This is a genomic window from Ruegeria sp. YTSA075 (genome assembly GCF_059610245.1).
The window spans coordinates 183,828-199,839 of the sequence record NZ_JBXWNG010000005.1; the positions used below are offsets into that span (position 1 = coordinate 183,828).

General features: G+C 58.5%; 17 protein-coding genes. 12 read left to right on the top strand and 5 right to left on the bottom strand.

The window, feature by feature from the left end; genetic code table 11:
- Positions 1–4 precede the first annotated feature (4 nt).
- The 7 genes from AC2FGE_RS11880 to selD are packed head-to-tail and all read left to right on the top strand — an operon-like array spanning position 5 to position 8,094.
- Positions 5–2,875, top strand: a complete 2,871-nt coding sequence (locus AC2FGE_RS11880) for a monovalent cation/H+ antiporter subunit A (RefSeq protein ID WP_496819427.1) — start codon at positions 5–7, stop codon at positions 2,873–2,875.
- Positions 2,875–3,234: a Na+/H+ antiporter subunit C gene (locus tag AC2FGE_RS11885; protein ID WP_496819428.1), complete on the top strand. Its 360-nt coding sequence runs from the start codon at positions 2,875–2,877 to the stop codon at positions 3,232–3,234. The genes AC2FGE_RS11880 and AC2FGE_RS11885 overlap by 1 nt, the downstream gene beginning before the upstream one ends.
- A complete protein-coding gene (locus tag AC2FGE_RS11890) occupies positions 3,231–4,772 on the top strand; it encodes a monovalent cation/H+ antiporter subunit D (RefSeq protein WP_496819429.1) in 1,542 nt (513 codons plus the stop codon). Before AC2FGE_RS11885 ends, AC2FGE_RS11890 begins: the two co-directional genes overlap by 4 nt.
- Positions 4,772–5,269, top strand: a complete 498-nt coding sequence (locus tag AC2FGE_RS11895) for a Na+/H+ antiporter subunit E (protein WP_496819560.1) — start codon at positions 4,772–4,774, stop codon at positions 5,267–5,269. Before AC2FGE_RS11890 ends, AC2FGE_RS11895 begins: the two co-directional genes overlap by 1 nt.
- On the top strand, positions 5,266–5,535 hold the full coding sequence (locus AC2FGE_RS11900; protein ID WP_170532030.1) for a K+/H+ antiporter subunit F: 270 nt from the start codon (positions 5,266–5,268) through the stop codon (positions 5,533–5,535). Before AC2FGE_RS11895 ends, AC2FGE_RS11900 begins: the two co-directional genes overlap by 4 nt.
- Before the next feature lie 7 nt (positions 5,536–5,542).
- Positions 5,543–5,929 carry a Na+/H+ antiporter subunit G gene (locus tag AC2FGE_RS11905; protein ID WP_496819430.1) on the top strand — a complete coding sequence of 129 codons (387 nt, stop codon included), beginning with the start codon at positions 5,543–5,545 and terminating at the stop codon, positions 5,927–5,929.
- Between the two features lie 5 nt (positions 5,930–5,934).
- On the top strand, positions 5,935–8,094 hold the full coding sequence (selD, locus tag AC2FGE_RS11910) for a selenide, water dikinase SelD (protein WP_496819431.1): 2,160 nt from the start codon (positions 5,935–5,937) through the stop codon (positions 8,092–8,094).
- Here the strand turns inward: selD and mnmH are convergent.
- Together mnmH and AC2FGE_RS11920 are read right to left on the bottom strand one after the other, a co-directional pair.
- Positions 8,085–9,137, bottom strand: a complete 1,053-nt coding sequence (gene mnmH / locus AC2FGE_RS11915) for a tRNA 2-selenouridine(34) synthase MnmH (protein ID WP_496819432.1) — start codon at positions 9,135–9,137, stop codon at positions 8,085–8,087. The genes selD and mnmH overlap by 10 nt on opposite strands.
- 144 nt (positions 9,138–9,281) lie before the next feature.
- Positions 9,282–10,865, bottom strand: coding sequence for a bifunctional metallophosphatase/5'-nucleotidase (locus tag AC2FGE_RS11920; protein WP_496819433.1), 1,584 nt, complete (start codon positions 10,863–10,865; stop codon positions 9,282–9,284).
- A gap of 109 nt (positions 10,866–10,974) precedes the next feature.
- Between AC2FGE_RS11920 and AC2FGE_RS11925 the strand changes: the two genes are divergently transcribed.
- Genes AC2FGE_RS11925 through arsC form a run of 4 tightly spaced genes read left to right on the top strand, consistent with a single transcriptional unit; the run spans position 10,975 to position 13,134 of the window.
- Entirely contained in the window at positions 10,975–11,313 is a 339-nt protein-coding gene (locus AC2FGE_RS11925) for a DUF952 domain-containing protein (protein ID WP_496819434.1), read from the top strand.
- On the top strand, positions 11,310–11,741 hold the full coding sequence (locus AC2FGE_RS11930) for a DUF1330 domain-containing protein (RefSeq protein ID WP_496819435.1): 432 nt from the start codon (positions 11,310–11,312) through the stop codon (positions 11,739–11,741). Before AC2FGE_RS11925 ends, AC2FGE_RS11930 begins: the two co-directional genes overlap by 4 nt.
- Positions 11,738–12,796 carry a quinone-dependent dihydroorotate dehydrogenase gene (locus AC2FGE_RS11935; protein ID WP_496819436.1) on the top strand — a complete coding sequence of 353 codons (1,059 nt, stop codon included), beginning with the start codon at positions 11,738–11,740 and terminating at the stop codon, positions 12,794–12,796. Before AC2FGE_RS11930 ends, AC2FGE_RS11935 begins: the two co-directional genes overlap by 4 nt.
- The gene (gene arsC / locus AC2FGE_RS11940) at positions 12,793–13,134 is read left to right on the top strand and encodes an arsenate reductase (glutaredoxin) (RefSeq protein WP_496819437.1); all 342 of its coding nucleotides are present in this window, start codon (positions 12,793–12,795) and stop codon (positions 13,132–13,134) included. The genes AC2FGE_RS11935 and arsC overlap by 4 nt, the downstream gene beginning before the upstream one ends.
- Here the strand turns inward: arsC and AC2FGE_RS11945 are convergent.
- The 3 genes from AC2FGE_RS11945 to AC2FGE_RS11955 are packed head-to-tail and all read right to left on the bottom strand — an operon-like array spanning position 13,131 to position 15,389.
- Positions 13,131–14,447: an MATE family efflux transporter gene (locus AC2FGE_RS11945; protein ID WP_496819438.1), complete on the bottom strand. Its 1,317-nt coding sequence runs from the start codon at positions 14,445–14,447 to the stop codon at positions 13,131–13,133. The two genes, arsC and AC2FGE_RS11945, sit on opposite strands and share 4 nt — an antisense overlap.
- Positions 14,448–14,449: 2 nt before the next feature.
- Positions 14,450–14,968: a PaaI family thioesterase gene (locus AC2FGE_RS11950; RefSeq protein WP_496819439.1), complete on the bottom strand. Its 519-nt coding sequence runs from the start codon at positions 14,966–14,968 to the stop codon at positions 14,450–14,452.
- Between the two features lies 1 nt (position 14,969).
- Positions 14,970–15,389 carry a PaaI family thioesterase gene (locus AC2FGE_RS11955; protein WP_496819440.1) on the bottom strand — a complete coding sequence of 140 codons (420 nt, stop codon included), beginning with the start codon at positions 15,387–15,389 and terminating at the stop codon, positions 14,970–14,972.
- A 113-nt stretch (positions 15,390–15,502) separates the two neighbouring features.
- On the opposite strand from AC2FGE_RS11955, the gene AC2FGE_RS11960 reads away from it, so the two are divergent.
- Complete coding sequence (locus AC2FGE_RS11960) at positions 15,503–15,871, top strand: MerR family transcriptional regulator (protein ID WP_170532005.1); 369 nt, start codon at positions 15,503–15,505, stop codon at positions 15,869–15,871.
- Positions 15,872–16,012 lie beyond the last annotated feature (141 nt).

Genomic DNA, 16,012 nt, shown 5'->3' on the forward strand with positions numbered 1-16,012 from the left:
GCACTTGTCCCTATTCCTTATCGCGGCTCTTCCCTTTCTCGGAGCTGTTTTTCCAGCCCTTTTGATCCGGGCAGGACGAAACGCAGCCGCCTCTGCCGCTGGGTTGACCACCTTCCTTGCCCTAATGGGATTGCTGATCCACATCCCGGCCGTAATGCGTGGCGAGGTCGTGACGGCGCGATTTGATTGGATTCCAAACCTCGGTCTGAACGCGAATTTCATGCTGGATGGGCTGGGCTTTCTGTTTGCCCTGCTGATTTTGGGTATCGGCCTACTGATCATCCTCTATGCGCGGTTCTACCTGTCGCGCGAAGATCCGATGGGACAATTTTACACCTATCTCTTGCTGTTCCAGGGCGCGATGGTTGGCATTGTACTATCCGATAACATCCTGCTTTTGCTGATTTTCTGGGAGCTCACCTCACTCAGTTCCTTCCTGCTGATCGGCTATTGGAAACACCTGCCTGAAGGTCGACAGGGTGCGCGGATGGCACTTGCAGTCACAGGCGGCGGCGGGCTGGCGATGATCGCCGGGATGCTGATCCTGGGCAATATCGTGGGGTCCTACGACCTCAGCGTCATTCTGCAGAACAAAGAGCTGATACAGGCCTCACCCTACTACCTGCCCGCGCTGATCCTGATCTTGCTGGGCTGCTTCACCAAATCGGCGCAGTTCCCGTTCCATTTCTGGCTGCCGCACGCGATGGCGGCACCGACGCCGGTATCGGCCTACCTGCACTCGGCCACGATGGTGAAGGCAGGTCTATTTTTGATGGCGCGGATGTGGCCGGTTCTGTCAGGCACCGATGCGTGGTTCTATATCGTGGCCACGACAGGTCTGGTGACCATGCTGATCGGCGCGGTGATTGCGCTGTTCAAGGACGACCTGAAGGCTCTGCTTGCGTTTTCGACCGTCTCACATCTGGGACTTATCACCATGCTGCTTGGGTTTGGCACCAAGTTCGCCGCAGTGGCAGCCGTCTTCCACATCATCAACCACGCGACCTTCAAAGCAGCCCTGTTCATGACCGCCGGGATCATCGATCATGAAACCGGTACGCGGGATATCAAACGGCTCGGTGGGCTGCGTCACCTTATGCCAGTCACCTTCACAATCGGCACGATTGCAGCACTTTCGATGGCCGGTCTGCCACCGCTGAACGGCTTCCTATCGAAAGAAATGATGTTGGAAGAAACCGTGCATACCACCTGGTTGCACTTGCATTATCTTGTGCCGGGTCTGGCCCTGGTGGCGGCGCTGTTTTCGGCGGCCTATTCGTTCCGATTTGTCGGTCACGTGTTTCTTGGCCGTGAGCGCAGCGACTACCCTGCCCACCCCCATGACCCTCCGGTTGGGTTGTGGATCGCGCCGGCCTTCCTTGTGGTGCTGGTGATCCTGATCGGCCTGAACTCAGCAACAATCGTCGGTCCCTTGGTTGCCGTAGTTTCAAGCGCTGTTATCGGCGGCGAGAAACTGCCCTATTACTCACTCAAACTCTGGCATGGATTCACACCTGCCCTATTCATGTCCGTCGTCGCGACGCTGGGGGGCCTGTTCCTGCTGGGGCTGCACAAGCATTGCGAACGGTTCTGGAACGCTCTGCCCCGCCCCGAGGCCAAGTTGATCTTCGAGGCGCTGATCAACCGCTTCACACAGCTAAGCCGCTGGATCACGGATGAGCTCCATAACGGTGTGCTCAGTCGCTATGCTATCATCTTTGTCGCTTTCACAGTTGGGCTAGGCTACTACGCCTACACGACCGGCACGATCGGCGTTGAGACCCGCATTCCGTTGCCTGCGCAATTCATCCCGATCATCGGCTGGATTTGCCTGGTCGGCTCAACCCTGGGGATCATGTGGTTCCATCGCAACCGCTTGCTATCACTGGTTCTGATCGGCGTTGTTGGCCTGATCGTTTCGGTTGCCTTCAACTATCTGTCGGCCCCGGATCTGGCGCTGACCCAAATCTCGGTCGAAGTGGTGACGATGATCCTGCTGTTGTTGTCACTGAACTTTTTGCCCACCGAGACACCGTGGGACAGCAGTGCGGCGCGGCGTTGGCGGGATGCTGCAATTTCCGTTGTCGCCGGCCTGGGGACAGGAGCCCTGATCTATGCAATCATGCTGCGCGACTTTGCCTTTCCTACGATTTCCGAGTTCCATCTGGCGAATTCGTACAAAGGCGGCGGCGGTACCAATGTGGTAAACGTCATTCTGGTCGACTTCCGGGGTTTTGATACTTTTGGTGAGATCATCGTGCTGGGCATCGCGGCGCTGATCATATTTGCCCTGACCGAGGCTGTACTGGGCACAAATGTGCGTGGTTACCTGCTGAACCGCAAACCGCATTGGCCGCAATCGGGGGACTCGCATCCGCTGATGATGGTTGTCGCAACCCGTGTGATGATGCCGATTGCCTTGATGGTGGGCGCTTACATTTTCTTCCGCGGTCATAACCAGCCCGGGGGTGGTTTCATCGCCGGCCTGATCGTGGCGATTGCGTTCCTCATGCAATACATGGCCAGCGGCTACACCTGGGCCATCGAACGACAAAGGTTCTATTATCACGGCACCATCGGTTGGGGTGTATTGATCGCTGCGGCCACCGGTTTGGGCGCGTGGTTCAATGAACGTCCCTTCCTGACCAGCGATTTCGGCTATATCAACTGGCCGCCACTGGAAGAGTTCGAATGGGCCACCGCCATGTTGTTCGACACGGGCGTGTTCCTGGCAGTTCTTGGCGCCGTGATGCTGGCGCTCGATAGCCTGTCGCGCTTTGCATGGCGGCCGGGCATGGCGCAGGAATTCCCGATGGATATCAACCCGCTACGGGATGATCCACCAGAACAAGACGAAGAGAAGGAGCAGGCCTGATGGAAGCGCTGGTTGCCTCTGCCGTAGGCATTCTGACCGCCGCCGGGATTTTCCTGATCCTACGCCGACGGACATTCCCGGTCATTCTTGGCCTGTCCCTGATCACTTATGCGGTGAACGTGTTCCTGTTTGCCACCGGGCGTCTGGCGTTGAACGCGCCTGCCGTTCTGAACAAATACAAGGATGTCCCCTATACCGACCCACTGCCGCAGGCGCTGGTGCTGACGGCCATCGTGATTTCGTTCGGGATGACCGCTGTGATCGTGATGATCGCACTGTCGGCCTACCTATCGTCAAAAGATGACCATATCGATATGAGCCCGCATGACAGCGTGGACGCGCCAGGAGAAGACGCATGAACCACTGGATCGTTGCGCCGATCGTCCTTCCTGCGATCCTGGCTCCGTTTATCATCATGGTCCTGCGATATCATCTGGATCTGCAGCGTATTTTCTCGGTCGCGGGTGTTGTCGCCTTGCTGGGTATCGCACTGACCATCACCGCGCAGGCGTCAGGCGGGGATATTCAAGTCTATGAGTTAGGCGATTGGCCGGCCCCTTTTGGCATTGTCATGGTGTTGGACAGGCTATCGGCCATGATGGTACTGCTGACCGCATTGCTGGCCCTGCCCATAGTGCTCTATGCCATCGCCTCGGGCTGGGATGATCGAGGGAAACATTTCCACGCACTGTTCCATTTCCAGCTTATGGGCGTGTGCGGGGCCTTCCTGACCGGCGACGCCTTTAACCTGTTTGTGTTCTTCGAGGTCCTTCTTATTGCCTCCTACGGTCTGATGACCCACGGGGGCGGCTCTGTTCGCCTGAAAGCCGGCGTGCAGTATGTCGCATACAACCTTCTGGGCTCGACCCTGTTCCTGTTTGCCTTGGGCACGCTTTATGGTGTGACAGGCACGCTGAACATGGCCGACATTGCCCTTCGTGTAGCTGAGATGCCAGCTGAAGATACCGCCCTGTTGCGGGTGGGCGCGGTGCTGTTGCTGCTGGTTTTCTGTATCAAGGCCGCCGTTCTACCGCTGCATTTCTGGCTGCCAGCTAGCTATGCCAATGCGCCACTGCCCGTGGCCGCCCTGTTTGCGATCATGACCAAAGTCGGTGCTTATTCGATCATTCGGATGTACACACTCGCCTTTGGACCCGAGGTCGAAGCAACCCAGGGGCTGGCGGGCGACTGGTTGCAACCGGCGGCTCTGGTCACCCTTGCCGTCGGAGCCATAGGTATTCTGGGCTCACAACACATTGCACGGATGGTTGCGTTCTGTGCGATCGCCTCAATGGGAACGCTGTTGATTGCAATCTCGCTGTTTACGCCGCAAGCCAGCGCAGCCGCGCTGTACTATGTGTTCCATTCGACTTTGGCGACGGCACTCATGTTCTTGATCGCCGATCTGGTTATGGAACGGCGTGGCGGGGCCATCACCCCGATGACACCCATGGCGCAGACCGGGCTGATCTCGGGACTGTTTTTCGTGGGGGCCATCGCCATGGCCGGTATGCCGCCCCTCTCGGGTTTTATCGGCAAGCTGCTGGTTCTGGATGCCGCACGCGATGCGTCGGATTCAACATCGGTATGGGCGGTTGTTCTGATCGGGTCTTTCGTGACAATCGTCGGACTGGCGCGGGCCGGGTCTTTGATCTTCTGGAAAAGCCACGATGCCGAACACGTCGGCTCTGAGGAAGCGCCGGAGGAGGAGGCCACCCCCCTGCCCGCACCTGAACCGCAACCGGGTCTGGCCTTTGCGTCAGTCTTTGGTCTGGTGGCCGGGCTGATCCTGCTGACCATCTTTGCCGGACCCGCACTGGACTATACAAGCCAAACCGCTGAACAATTGTTCACGCCCGAGCACTACATCTCGGCTGTGTTGGGAGTGGAAGAATGATCAAGCTGCTGCGTCGCGTATTCCCGCATCCGCATCTGACTTTTTTGCTGACAGTTGTGTGGGTCCTGCTGGCCAATAACGGGTCTTTGAACTCGCTGGTCTTCGGCCTCATCCTGGGGATCATCATCCCCTTTATCACGCAACCCTACTGGCCGGATCGTCCAAAACTGCATAACTGGCCAATGGTAGTGGAGTATATTCTGGTGGTCCTGTGGGACATAGTGATGGCCAACATTACCGTCGCCCGGATTATCCTGTTCAAGCGAGATGCGGATCGCCAACCGAACTGGATCTGCGTCCCGCTAGAATTGCGCACACCCGAAGCGATCACAGTACTGGCGGGCACCATCACTATGACCCCTGGCACGGTCAGTTGCGATCTGTCGGCACAAGGCCATAACCTGCTGGTTCACTGTCTGGACGCCCCTGAGCCCGAGGCTGTTCGGGACCAGATCAAACAACGCTATGAACGCCGCCTGAAGGAGATTTTCGAATGATCGAATACGCCATCTACTTCGCCTTCACCTGTTTCGGAGCGGCAATCCTGATGTGCCTGTGGCGGATCATCACCGCAGATGGGGTCGGCACCCGCGTTCTGGCACTGGACACGATGGTCATTAACACCATCGCGCTGATGATCCTCTACGGGCTTGATCAGGGCACCGAAATCTTCTTCGAGGCCGCCATGATCATCGCCATGTTAGGCTTTGTCTCAACCGTGGCCTACGCGCGCTTCATGCTGCGCGGCAATATTATCGAGTGAGGGCGGGATGACGTTTTTCTTCGAACTTCTGATCACCGTCTTTCTGATCGTATCGGGCATCTTTGGCTTTGTCGGATCCTTCGGAATGGTCAAGCTCAAAGACCCGATGTCGCGTCTGCATGCCCCCACCAAAGCGACAACCTTGGGGGTTGGCGGCGTGCTTCTGGCTTCGATCTGCCATTCGGTTCTGCTGGAAAGCAAGCTGTCGCTGCACGAGCTGCTGATCACGCTATTTTTGTTCCTCACGGCCCCGATCACGGCCCTGTTCATTGCAAAATGGCATGTTCACCGCCATGAAAAGCCCAGCGATCTGCCAGATGCGGGCGAGGATGAGCTTTGGGCCACCCACGCAGTCGAGCAGGTCGAAGACGTCCCGGACCACAGCACGAACTGAGCCCTATGCAAAATCCTCCGCTGCCCCTGACCCGCGATCTGGTTCTCATTGGCGGAGGGCACACGCATGCGCTGCTGCTGCGCAAATGGGGGATGAATCCACTGCCCGGTGCGCGGGTGACGGTGATCAACCCCGGCCCGACCGCGCCTTATTCCGGAATGTTGCCGGGCTATGTTGCAGGGCATTACGCGCGGTCTGAACTGGACATTGATCTGGTGAAGCTGGCGCGTTTTGCGGATGCGCGGATTGTTCTGGGGTCGGTCGACGCTATCGACACCGATCAGCAACTGATCCATATCCCCGGTCGAATGCCGGTTGCGTTCGATGTCGCCTCGGTCAATGTCGGGATCACATCAGATATGCCCGGCATGCCAGGGTTTACGGAATACGCAGTACCTGCCAAACCCCTGGGCCCCTTCGCCAGCCGCTGGGCCGCGTATCTGGGCAAGCCCGGCCCCGCCGCCGTGGTTGTGATCGGCGGCGGTGTTGCCGGGGTTGAACTGGCAATGGCAATGGCCCACGCGCTGCAAGCCCGACAACGTCCCGCGCGGGTGACGCTGATCGACAATTCGGCGGCCCTGTCTGCGACCGAACCCAAAGCCGCAGCTACAATCCGCCGGGCGATGGATGATCTTGGTGTCAACGTTCTGGAGCAATCCGCCATCGCACATATCGCGCCAGACCATATCGAATTGGAAGATGGACGGCAGATCGAGGCCGACTTTGTCACCGGGGCCGCTGGCGCCCGGCCTTATGACTGGATCGCCCGCACAGGTCTGGACCTTTACGAGGGCTTTATCCGTGTGAACGGGCATCTTCAGTCTAGTGATCCCGCCATCTTCGCCGCCGGTGATTGCGCCCACCTGAGCGACAACCCGCGCCCCAAGGCGGGTGTGTTCGCGGTGCGTGAGGCTCCGGTTCTGTTCCACAACCTACGTGCTGCGCTGGGGGCTGGGAGGATGCGGCGCTATGTGCCGCAGAAGGACTATCTGAAACTGATCTCTCTGGGCCAAAAATCCGCTTTGGGAGAACGTCTGGGCCGGTCCTTCAGCGGCCCCATGATGTGGCGGTGGAAAAATCGCATCGACCAGAGTTTCATGGACAAGTTCCGCGATCTGCCCCACATGCCCCCCCCTGCATTGCCGCGCGACCGCGCTGACGGGATGTCTGAGGCATTGGGAGACAAGCCCATGTGCGGCGGCTGTGGGGCCAAAGTGGGTCGAGGGGCCTTGCAACGCGTATTACACGCTCTGCCGAAACCCGTCCGCTCGGATGTGACATCCTTACCCGGTGACGATGCCGCCCTGCTAACAACGGGCAAGGCGCAACAAGTGATGACAACGGATCATCTGCGCAGCCTGACCTCTGATCCCGTTCTGATGACGCGCATCACGGCTGTCCATGCGCTTGGTGATATCTGGGCGATGGGGGCCCAACCCCAAGCCGCAACCGCCACCATCATTTTGCCGCGCATGTCTGCCATATTGCAGGAACGCACCCTGTCCGAGATCATGACCGCTGCCAATGAGATCATACAGGACGCCGGGGCCGAGATCGTGGGCGGCCATAGCTCGATGGGGGACGAAATGACCCTGGGCTTCACCATCACCGGTTTGTGCCCTGAACCGCCGATCACATTGGCTGGGGGGCGGCCAGGCGATGTTCTGATCCTGACCAAACCCATCGGAAGCGGCGTTTTAATGGCCGCAGAAATGGCAGGAGAGGCAAATGGAGCCGATGTCGCAGAAGCTTACAAGCTGATGACCCAGCCACAAGGCCGGGCGGCGAAGATATTGTCGCGGGCCCGGGCGATGACGGATGTCACAGGGTTCGGGCTTGCCGGGCATCTGCAAGGCATATGCGACGCCTCAGCCTGTGGCGCCGTACTGTATTTGGACGCGGTTCCGGTGATGCCTGGAGCGATTGACCTGAGCAACGGCGGTGTTCATTCGACACTGTTTTCTGACAACCGATCCATCGCACCCGGGCTTCCCTCGGATGGCAAGGCGGCCCTGCTATTTGACCCTCAAACTGCAGGCGGCTTGCTGGCCGCAGTCGCACGAGACGACGCAGACGCCATGTTAGACGCGCTGCAGACGGCGGGCTATCCGGCGGTCAGGATCGGTCACCTGACCGACACGCCCGGGCTGCGCCTTCAAAGCTGATCCAGCGCGGTTTCTATCTCTGCTGCCGCGTGCCTCAGGCCGCTGCCGTCCAGCTTTTGCACCTCGACCCGCGCAACGGGGTCTACGGGATGAGCACGGCGCGACTTGGCATAGGCCGGGTCATAGTGCTGTTCGATCAATGCACGGGTCAACGCGCGCTTGTCGCCCGCATCGATCAATGCCAGCCATGCATCCACCACCTCATGCCCACGGTGAACCCGCAACGGGGATAGGCGATCGCGCAAACGCGCACTATCGGACAGGATATCATCATAAGCCTGCATCAAATACGCGGCCCGTGCCGCAACCGGCGCAACGATCTGAATGCGCGGAGCGGCACACATCGCCGTCCACAAGCTGGGTGGCAGGATTCGCTCGCCAATCTTCGAGGATTCCGCCTCAACCACAACCGGGCGTGCCGGATCAAGCGCGCAGAAAGCAGCGGAAAGCGCTGACTCGAACGCTTTCTGGCTGGGCTGTCCACCAGGCATCTCACCCAACAACGAGCCCCGGTGATTGGCCAACCGCTCCAGGTCGACGACCTGAACACCACGCCGCTGCAAATGATGCAGCAACTCGGTTTTGGCCGTGCCGGTATAGCCATCCAGTGCGATCAGTCGAAACGGCAATGAATGTTCATACAAATAAGCGTTTACCAGACGCCGATAGGTTCGATACCCGCCTTCAATGACCTCGGCTCGCCAACCGATCTGTTGCAACGTCCACGCAAACGACCCGGACCGCTGCCCACCGCGCCAGCAATAGACCAGTGGCCGCCAGTCGCCCTCATGATGGCTAAGGCTGTGTTCGATATGATTGGCCGCATTTCGAAACACCAAAGCCGCCCCAAGTTTGCGGGCCAGAAACGGGCTTTGTTGCTTGTAGATCGTTCCGACCCGGGCGCGTTCGGCATTGTCCAGAACCGGCAGGTTGATCGCACCGGGCAGATGATCCTCTGCAAACTCAGCCGGGCTCCGGACATCGATCACGGTGTCGAAAGCATGGGCATATAGCTGTGGTAAGTCAGAGAATTTCAATGCCATGCCAGCGGTTTAGTTGCCCGAGCCATCTAAGAAAACCTTGTCTAGTCGCTTGTTTGAGTAAAATGAATCACGAACGGCAACTCGAAAGCTAAAGCTACAGAAGCCGCATCACGAGGATGCGGCTTTTTGATCTTTTGCAGGGCGTTACTTCTGCTTGATGCGTCCGTCTACATACGGTTGATAGGGCGCGTTTTCGGCCAGGTATTCAGCGGTTACATCCGCCAGATCGGGTCCGAAGTCATAGGCGTTCTTATCGTCGCCTTCGAACATCTTGTAACCGTCACCGCCGTTGCGCACGTAGTTGTTGGTCACGACAAGATAGGTCGCTGCCGGATCGATGGGCACAAAGCCGTCACCCTCGGCCACCATCACTTCGGTGATGCGTCCTTCGTTCGGGGCAACCGATGGGTCCCAAGTAAAGCTCAGCCCGGCAACTTGAGGGAAGCGGCCTTTGACTTCTTCGACTTGGCTGACACCGTTCTCCAGCGCATCAATCACACCCTGACCGCTGATTTCAAAGGTCGAGAGGGTGTTCTGGAATGGCAGAACCGTTAAAACCTCGCCCATGGTGACTTCACCTTCGTCAATTGACGCGCGCAGGCCGCCCGAGTTTGCGATTGCGATCTGAGCACCTTGGTCGGCAACACGTGCCAGCATTGCGTCGGCAACCAGATTGCCCATCTCGCATTCCTGCACCCGACAGATATCGCGCGACCCTTCGACGGCAGCGCCGGTTTCAGCAACCACGCGCTGTTTCATCTCTTCAATCGGCGCGCCCATTTCGGCGACACGTGCAGCGATGCCTGCATCCGGAGTGACCGAGGCATCCAGCAGGATCGGCTCACCCTCTGCCGAAATCAGATTGCCATCATCATCAAAGGTCAGTGTGACCTCACCCAGATATTTCGAATAGGCATAGGCTTGCACAACGGGGACATCGCCCACCATCATCGGGTACGGGCCCGCCGCGTCTTCATTGGTGTTCGATAGCAGCGTGTGCGAGTGACCACCAACCACCAAATCCAACCCCGGCACTTGCGCGGCAATCTCCAGGTCTTTGGCCAGACCCACGTGGTTCAGTGCGATGATGATGTTGACACCCTCATCCTGCAAAGCCGCGACATCGGCCTTCAAGCTTTCGATCTCATCCTGAAACACCACATCCTTGCCAGGGCTCGAGGTGTCGACTGTGTCGGTTGCCAGCGCTGAGATGATGCCGATCTTCTGGCCGCCAACCTCAAGAACCACGTGATTTTCCACCTTGTCCTTGAGTTCAGCAGAAGTCGACAAATCCAGGTTACCCGAAATCACAGGGAAGCTGACCGTATCAATGAACGCAGCAAGGCCTTCGGGACCGTCGTCAAATTCGTGGTTGCCGACGGCCATCACGTCATAGCCGATGGCCTCCATAAACTCGGCCTCTGCCGCACCTTTATAGGTGGTGTAGAACAGCGAACCTTGGAACGGATCACCTGCGTCCAGAACCAAAACGTTCTCATCCGCCATATCTGCACGCTTGGCGTCCAGAATGGTTTTCAATCGTGCAACGCCGCCAAAGCATTTCCCTTCGGCTTCGCCTTCTGCGTCACAGGTCGAATCGTATTTGTTGATCGATTCAATGCGGCTGTGAATGTCGTTTGTGTGCAAAATCGTCAGTTTGTAGTCAGCAGCCGCGATCCCGGCGGTCAGCCCCAATACGGCAACAGAGGCCATGAAACGGGTCAACATACAAATACTCCCTATCGTTGTTCGACCAGATCGTGCGCCGATGTCGGGGAAGAGTCAAAGGGGCAAATCTGACTTGATTCCCCGTTCCGTGCGGGGCATCACCCGTGTCATGCTGATTTACAAAATTTTCCGGGCCGATGAATGGGCTCAGTTGCAGGCCGAGGGCGCCTCAGACGGTGCGCCGATCGATGTGGCGGATGGGTTCGTGCATTTCTCGACGGCAGAGCAGGCTGCCGAAACGGCGGCCAAGCATTTTGCTGCTATCGACGGGCTGACCTTGCTGGCGTGTGACGGGGATGCGATGGGGGATGACCTGAAATGGGAGGTTTCGCGCGGCGGGGCGCTGTTTCCGCACCTATACCGCCAGATCAAGATGAGTGATGTGATTTGGTCGCGGCCCCTGCCCTTTGATGGCCAAACCCATCAGTTCCCCGAGGAGATGGCATGACCGCTTACATCGATCCCGAACGTGAGCAGTTCGACACTTTCAAGGCGCTAGATCGGGATCAGCCGATTGAGATGCTGAACCTTGTCAAGTTTCGCCCCATGGCTGCTTACCCTGCGGATCATGATCTGGCCGATGCCGGGCTAACCGGGGCGCGGGCCTATCGCAATTACGGAGCCGAAACGGCCCCGATCATCGCCAGATTAGGAGTGTCGATCCTGTGGCGCGGTGCGTTTCAGAGCACATTAATAGGGCCGCAGGATGAGGCATGGGACGAAATGTTCATCGCGCGCTACCCCACTGCCCACGCATTTTTGGAAATGGTGACCGACCCGAGCTATCAAAAGGCTGTGGTACATCGCCAGGCCGCCGTAGAGACCTCACGACTGATCCGATGCGGCGCAGCCGAGGGTGGAGCTGCATTCGGATGAAACTGACCGAAAAACTTGGCCTGGCCGCACTGCACCAGTTTGATCCGGAAACAGCGCATGGCCTGTCAATCAAAGCACTAAAAGCCGGGCTGGCACCGATGCCGGGGCCGGTAACGTCTACGCGGCTGGCAACCGAAGTTGCCGGGCTGCACCTGCCCAACCCTGTGGGTCTGGCCGCCGGTTTCGACAAGAACGGAGAGGTCCTAACCCCGCTGTCCCGCGCCGGGTTTGGATTTATCGAAGTGGGCGCCGTGACCCCGCGCCCGCAACCTGGAAACCCCAAACCGCGCCTGTTCCGTCTGACCGAAGACAAGGCCGCCATCAATCGCTTTGGATTCAACAATGACGGGATGGAGGTCATGGCCCAACGCCTAGCCAACCGCCCCAAAGATGCGGTGATTGGCCTGAATCTGGGGGCAAACAAAGACAGCGACGACCGGCCCGGTGACTTTGCCAAAGTACTGGATCATTGCGCCGCATATCTGGATTTTGCCACTGTGAATGTATCCTCCCCCAACACCGAAAAGCTGCGGGATCTTCAGGGAAAAGCGGCCCTTGGCGCGTTGCTGGGTGGCGTGATTGAAACGCGCAACGCTCTGCCCCGCCCGCTGCCGGTCTTTCTGAAGATCGCACCAGACCTGACAGAGACCGAGTTGCAGGACATCGCAGAGGTCGCCGTTGAGACGGGTGTGGACGCTGTGATCGCCACCAATACCACGCTGTCGCGCGATGGCCTGCGCAGCGCACACAAGGCCGAGCAAGGTGGCCTGTCCGGCGCACCGTTGTTCGAGAAATCTACACGTGTTCTGGCAAAGCTCAGCCAACTGACCGAAGGCAATCTTCCCTTGATTGGCGTCGGCGGGGTCAGCACGGCGGAACAGGCTTATGCCAAGATTTGCGCCGGGGCGTCAGCCGTACAGTTCTATACGGCTATGGTCTATAGCGGCCTGTCTCTGGCTGCCGAGATTGCGCAGGGCCTGGATACTTTATTGGCACGCGACGGGTTTGACACCGTGGCGCAGGCCGTGGGCCGCAAACGAGAGGATTGGCTGTGATTGAATATTGGCATAACCCACGCTGTTCGAAATCCCGCATGGGTCTGGCTCTGCTGGAGGAACGCGGTGCAGAGGTTCTGGTTCATAAATACCTTGAGGATGCGCCCTCATTAGACACGCTGCGCAAGGCGCAGGCTCTGCTGGGGGTGCCCGCCATTCAGATGATGCGCACAGGCGAGAAGCTGTTCAAGGAACTGGGCCTGTCAGAAGACACGCCAGATACGGATTTGATCCAGGCCATGGCAGATCATCCGATCCTGATCGAACGCCCTCTGGCCATCACCGAGAGCAAAGCCGCCCTCGGTCGTCCGCCGGAAAACCTGCTGGGTCTGCTCTAGGTCACCTGCGCCTCAAGCCGGGGATAGCGCCAGCCCATGGTCACACCGCGCGCAAGGTTCAGCACCATCAGCGCGGCCCAAAGCCCATGATTGCCGAACGCAGGGACCAGAGCGAACAGGGCGACAATATAAATCGCCACAGATTGCAGCATCGCGCTGCGCATCGCCCGGGTCCAGGTCGCACCAATGTAGATGCCATCAAACATCCAACTGGCGACGCCGATCACTGGGGCAAGAGCAGCCCAGAACAGGAACTCGCGCCCTGCTTGGCGCACCTCGGGCGAGGTGGACATCAGGTCGATCAAGGCAGGGCCAGCCAGAAAAAACACCGCGCCCAGCAAAACCGCCCCCCCAACGCCCCATTGCGATGCCATGACCGAGGCCCGCCGCACCTGATACCGATCCCGTGCACCTACAGCGCTGCCAACCAGCGCCTCGGCTGAAAAGGCAAAGCCGTCCAGTGCAAAGGCGGTGATTTCCAGAAACTGCAGAAGCACCTGATTGGCGGCCAGATTGACGTCCCCCAAATCCGAGCCCACAAACAGAAAGGTCGTGAACGAACCGGTGAGCAGGATCGAGCGGATCATGATATCGCTGTTCACCTGCAGCATCCTGCGCAAACGCGCGGTATCAAAGATGCGGGGCCAGTCCTGCCAGATACGGTCTCGAAATCCATCGCGGCACAACCACAGGCCCAGCGCCAGCCCGGTCCATTCCGCGATCAAAGTGGCAATCGCCACACCTTCGACACCCCAGTCCAACCCCAGAACAAACCACAGATCCAAGACGATATTGAGGCCATTCATCCAGATTTGCAGAACAAAAACGCCCCGCGTACGCTCGACCGCGATCAGCCAGCCTGTAACCGCAAAAAGGGCAATTGTCGCAGGTGCGCCCCAGATTCGGATCTCAAGATAGGTGCGCGCAAGGGTTTCGACCTCGGGGCTGGCTGGCGACAGCAGGAACGCGCCGCTGAAAATGGCGACCTGCGCCAGAATGAAAACGAGCCCCGCAGCCCCGCCCAGCATCAACCCGCGGATCAGCAGCGCGCGCATCTCGTCGCTGTCCCCTGCCCCACGTGCCTGTGCCGCAAGGCCTGTCGTGCCCATGCGCAGGAAACCGAAAATCCAGTAGATCGCAGACAGGATCACCGCACCGATGCCCACGGCTCCGATCGGGGCCGCCGCGCCCATCTGCCCCACCACGCCGGTATCCACCGCACCTAGAATCGGCACAGTGGCGTTGGACAGAACGATGGGAATGGCGATTTTCAGCACCCGCCCATGTGTTATGGGCGCCGAAGCATCTGTCATGATCAGCCCTTGCCCCTGGCTGGCTGCGGCATCAGGAAATGCCCGGTGGCCTGCGCAAACAGTTTGGCGTGATTATCCTGCCACGCCTCAACCCGAACCGAGGCATAACGTCGACCCGCCCGATTCACGAAGGCACGCGCATAGGCATCCCGTGGCAGGCCTGACCGCAGATAGTCGACCGTGAAATCGATGGTCTTTGGAAAGCGGATCGTTTCATCGGTCATGATAGATTCGGCATTGATTTCCCCACTTTCGATATCGGAAAACAAGTGTTCCCAACTCAGCGTGATCACGGCCGTGACCTCTAAAAACGCGGCCGTTACGCCGCCATGGATAGCTGGAAGGAACGGGTTTCCAATCAGTTTCTCATCGAAGTTCAGAACGCCAGTCAGTTCATCACCTCTACGGTCAAAACTGATGTTGAGAAATCGGATGTAGGGAACGCCGTCGACCAAAGCGCGCAAGGCACCGTCGCGGCGATGCTTAACCACCTGCATCGGTTCAGGGCGGGTTCTGGCCATGTTACTTTCCCTCCACCGTGAACGAGCCCGAAGCGGTTGCTACAGGCCGATCGTGATCATCATCCATGGCCGTTGCACGCACAAACGCCACATTGCGGGTGATGTGATAGCAGCTGGCCCGCGCGGTGATCGTCTGGCCCGGTGTCGCTGCGCGCATATAGTCGATCCTCAGGTTGATCGTCGCGGTCCCACCGGGTGAGGACGGATGGCTCATGACAGCCGCACCGCAACAGGTGTCCAAAATGGTCGAAATCGCCCCCCCGTGAATCACCCCTGTTCTGGGATCGCCGATCAGATCTGCATTATAGGGCATTGTGATTTCTGCCTCGCCCTCGCCAATCTGGGTCAGGTGCAAACCGATAGCGCGCGCATGGGGAGTCGCTTCGATAAACTGGCGGGCTAGACGTGTCTTATCGACCATTTGCTGACTTCCTATCGTGACGCCCCTTTATGATCTGTAGAAATTGCAAAGGGCAAGCCCACCTGTTGCGCTTGACGTGGCAAGGACGTAGGTTGCCGTGGAGGAGACCAGGAATGTCCGACAACCGTTTGTCATTCAAAGAAATGTGCGCCGAATTCGACGTGACGCCGCGCACCTTGCGTTACTACGAGTATATCGAGCTGTTGCAGCCCGATCGCGAAGGGCGATCCCGGTTTTACGGCCCGCGCGAATGCGCCCGGATGACGCTTATCATGCGCGGTCGCAAGTTCGGTTTCCCTTTGGAAGAAATTCGCCAGTGGCTGCTGATCTATGAAGATCAAGGCAATCAGGCGCAGATGGCGGCCTTTGTTGAAATGGCTGATCGACAGATGGATGAGCTGCGTCAACAGCGCAAACAACTGGACGAAGCAATGGATGCGCTCAAGCAGTTGCGCGATCAAACTGCGAATTCCATTTCCTGAATTTCACCACCCTTGAATCGAACTGTTTCGCCTTAGGACGTGGCCTGCATGTCAGGATCACATTCGGTTTTTCGGGCCCATCGGTCCGATTCCAGCCTGACGTCACGGAAATAAAATTGCGATCCGGCGGCTTTACGTGTT

Coding starts and splice junctions, on each gene's coding strand:
- AC2FGE_RS11935 (WP_496819436.1), top strand. CDS start 11,738: ATGAAACTGACCGAAAAACTTGGCCTGGCCGCACTGCACCAGTTTGAT.
- AC2FGE_RS11920 (WP_496819433.1), bottom strand. CDS start 10,865: ATGTTGACCCGTTTCATGGCCTCTGTTGCCGTATTGGGGCTGACCGCC.
- selD (WP_496819431.1), top strand. CDS start 5,935: ATGCAAAATCCTCCGCTGCCCCTGACCCGCGATCTGGTTCTCATTGGC.
- AC2FGE_RS11890 (WP_496819429.1), top strand. CDS start 3,231: ATGAACCACTGGATCGTTGCGCCGATCGTCCTTCCTGCGATCCTGGCT.
- AC2FGE_RS11930 (WP_496819435.1), top strand. CDS start 11,310: ATGACCGCTTACATCGATCCCGAACGTGAGCAGTTCGACACTTTCAAG.
- mnmH (WP_496819432.1), bottom strand. CDS start 9,137: ATGGCATTGAAATTCTCTGACTTACCACAGCTATATGCCCATGCTTTC.
- AC2FGE_RS11945 (WP_496819438.1), bottom strand. CDS start 14,447: ATGACAGATGCTTCGGCGCCCATAACACATGGGCGGGTGCTGAAAATC.
- AC2FGE_RS11900 (WP_170532030.1), top strand. CDS start 5,266: ATGATCGAATACGCCATCTACTTCGCCTTCACCTGTTTCGGAGCGGCA.
- AC2FGE_RS11950 (WP_496819439.1), bottom strand. CDS start 14,968: ATGGCCAGAACCCGCCCTGAACCGATGCAGGTGGTTAAGCATCGCCGC.
- AC2FGE_RS11925 (WP_496819434.1), top strand. CDS start 10,975: ATGCTGATTTACAAAATTTTCCGGGCCGATGAATGGGCTCAGTTGCAG.
- AC2FGE_RS11960 (WP_170532005.1), top strand. CDS start 15,503: ATGTCCGACAACCGTTTGTCATTCAAAGAAATGTGCGCCGAATTCGAC.
- AC2FGE_RS11905 (WP_496819430.1), top strand. CDS start 5,543: ATGACGTTTTTCTTCGAACTTCTGATCACCGTCTTTCTGATCGTATCG.
- AC2FGE_RS11955 (WP_496819440.1), bottom strand. CDS start 15,389: ATGGTCGATAAGACACGTCTAGCCCGCCAGTTTATCGAAGCGACTCCC.
- AC2FGE_RS11885 (WP_496819428.1), top strand. CDS start 2,875: ATGGAAGCGCTGGTTGCCTCTGCCGTAGGCATTCTGACCGCCGCCGGG.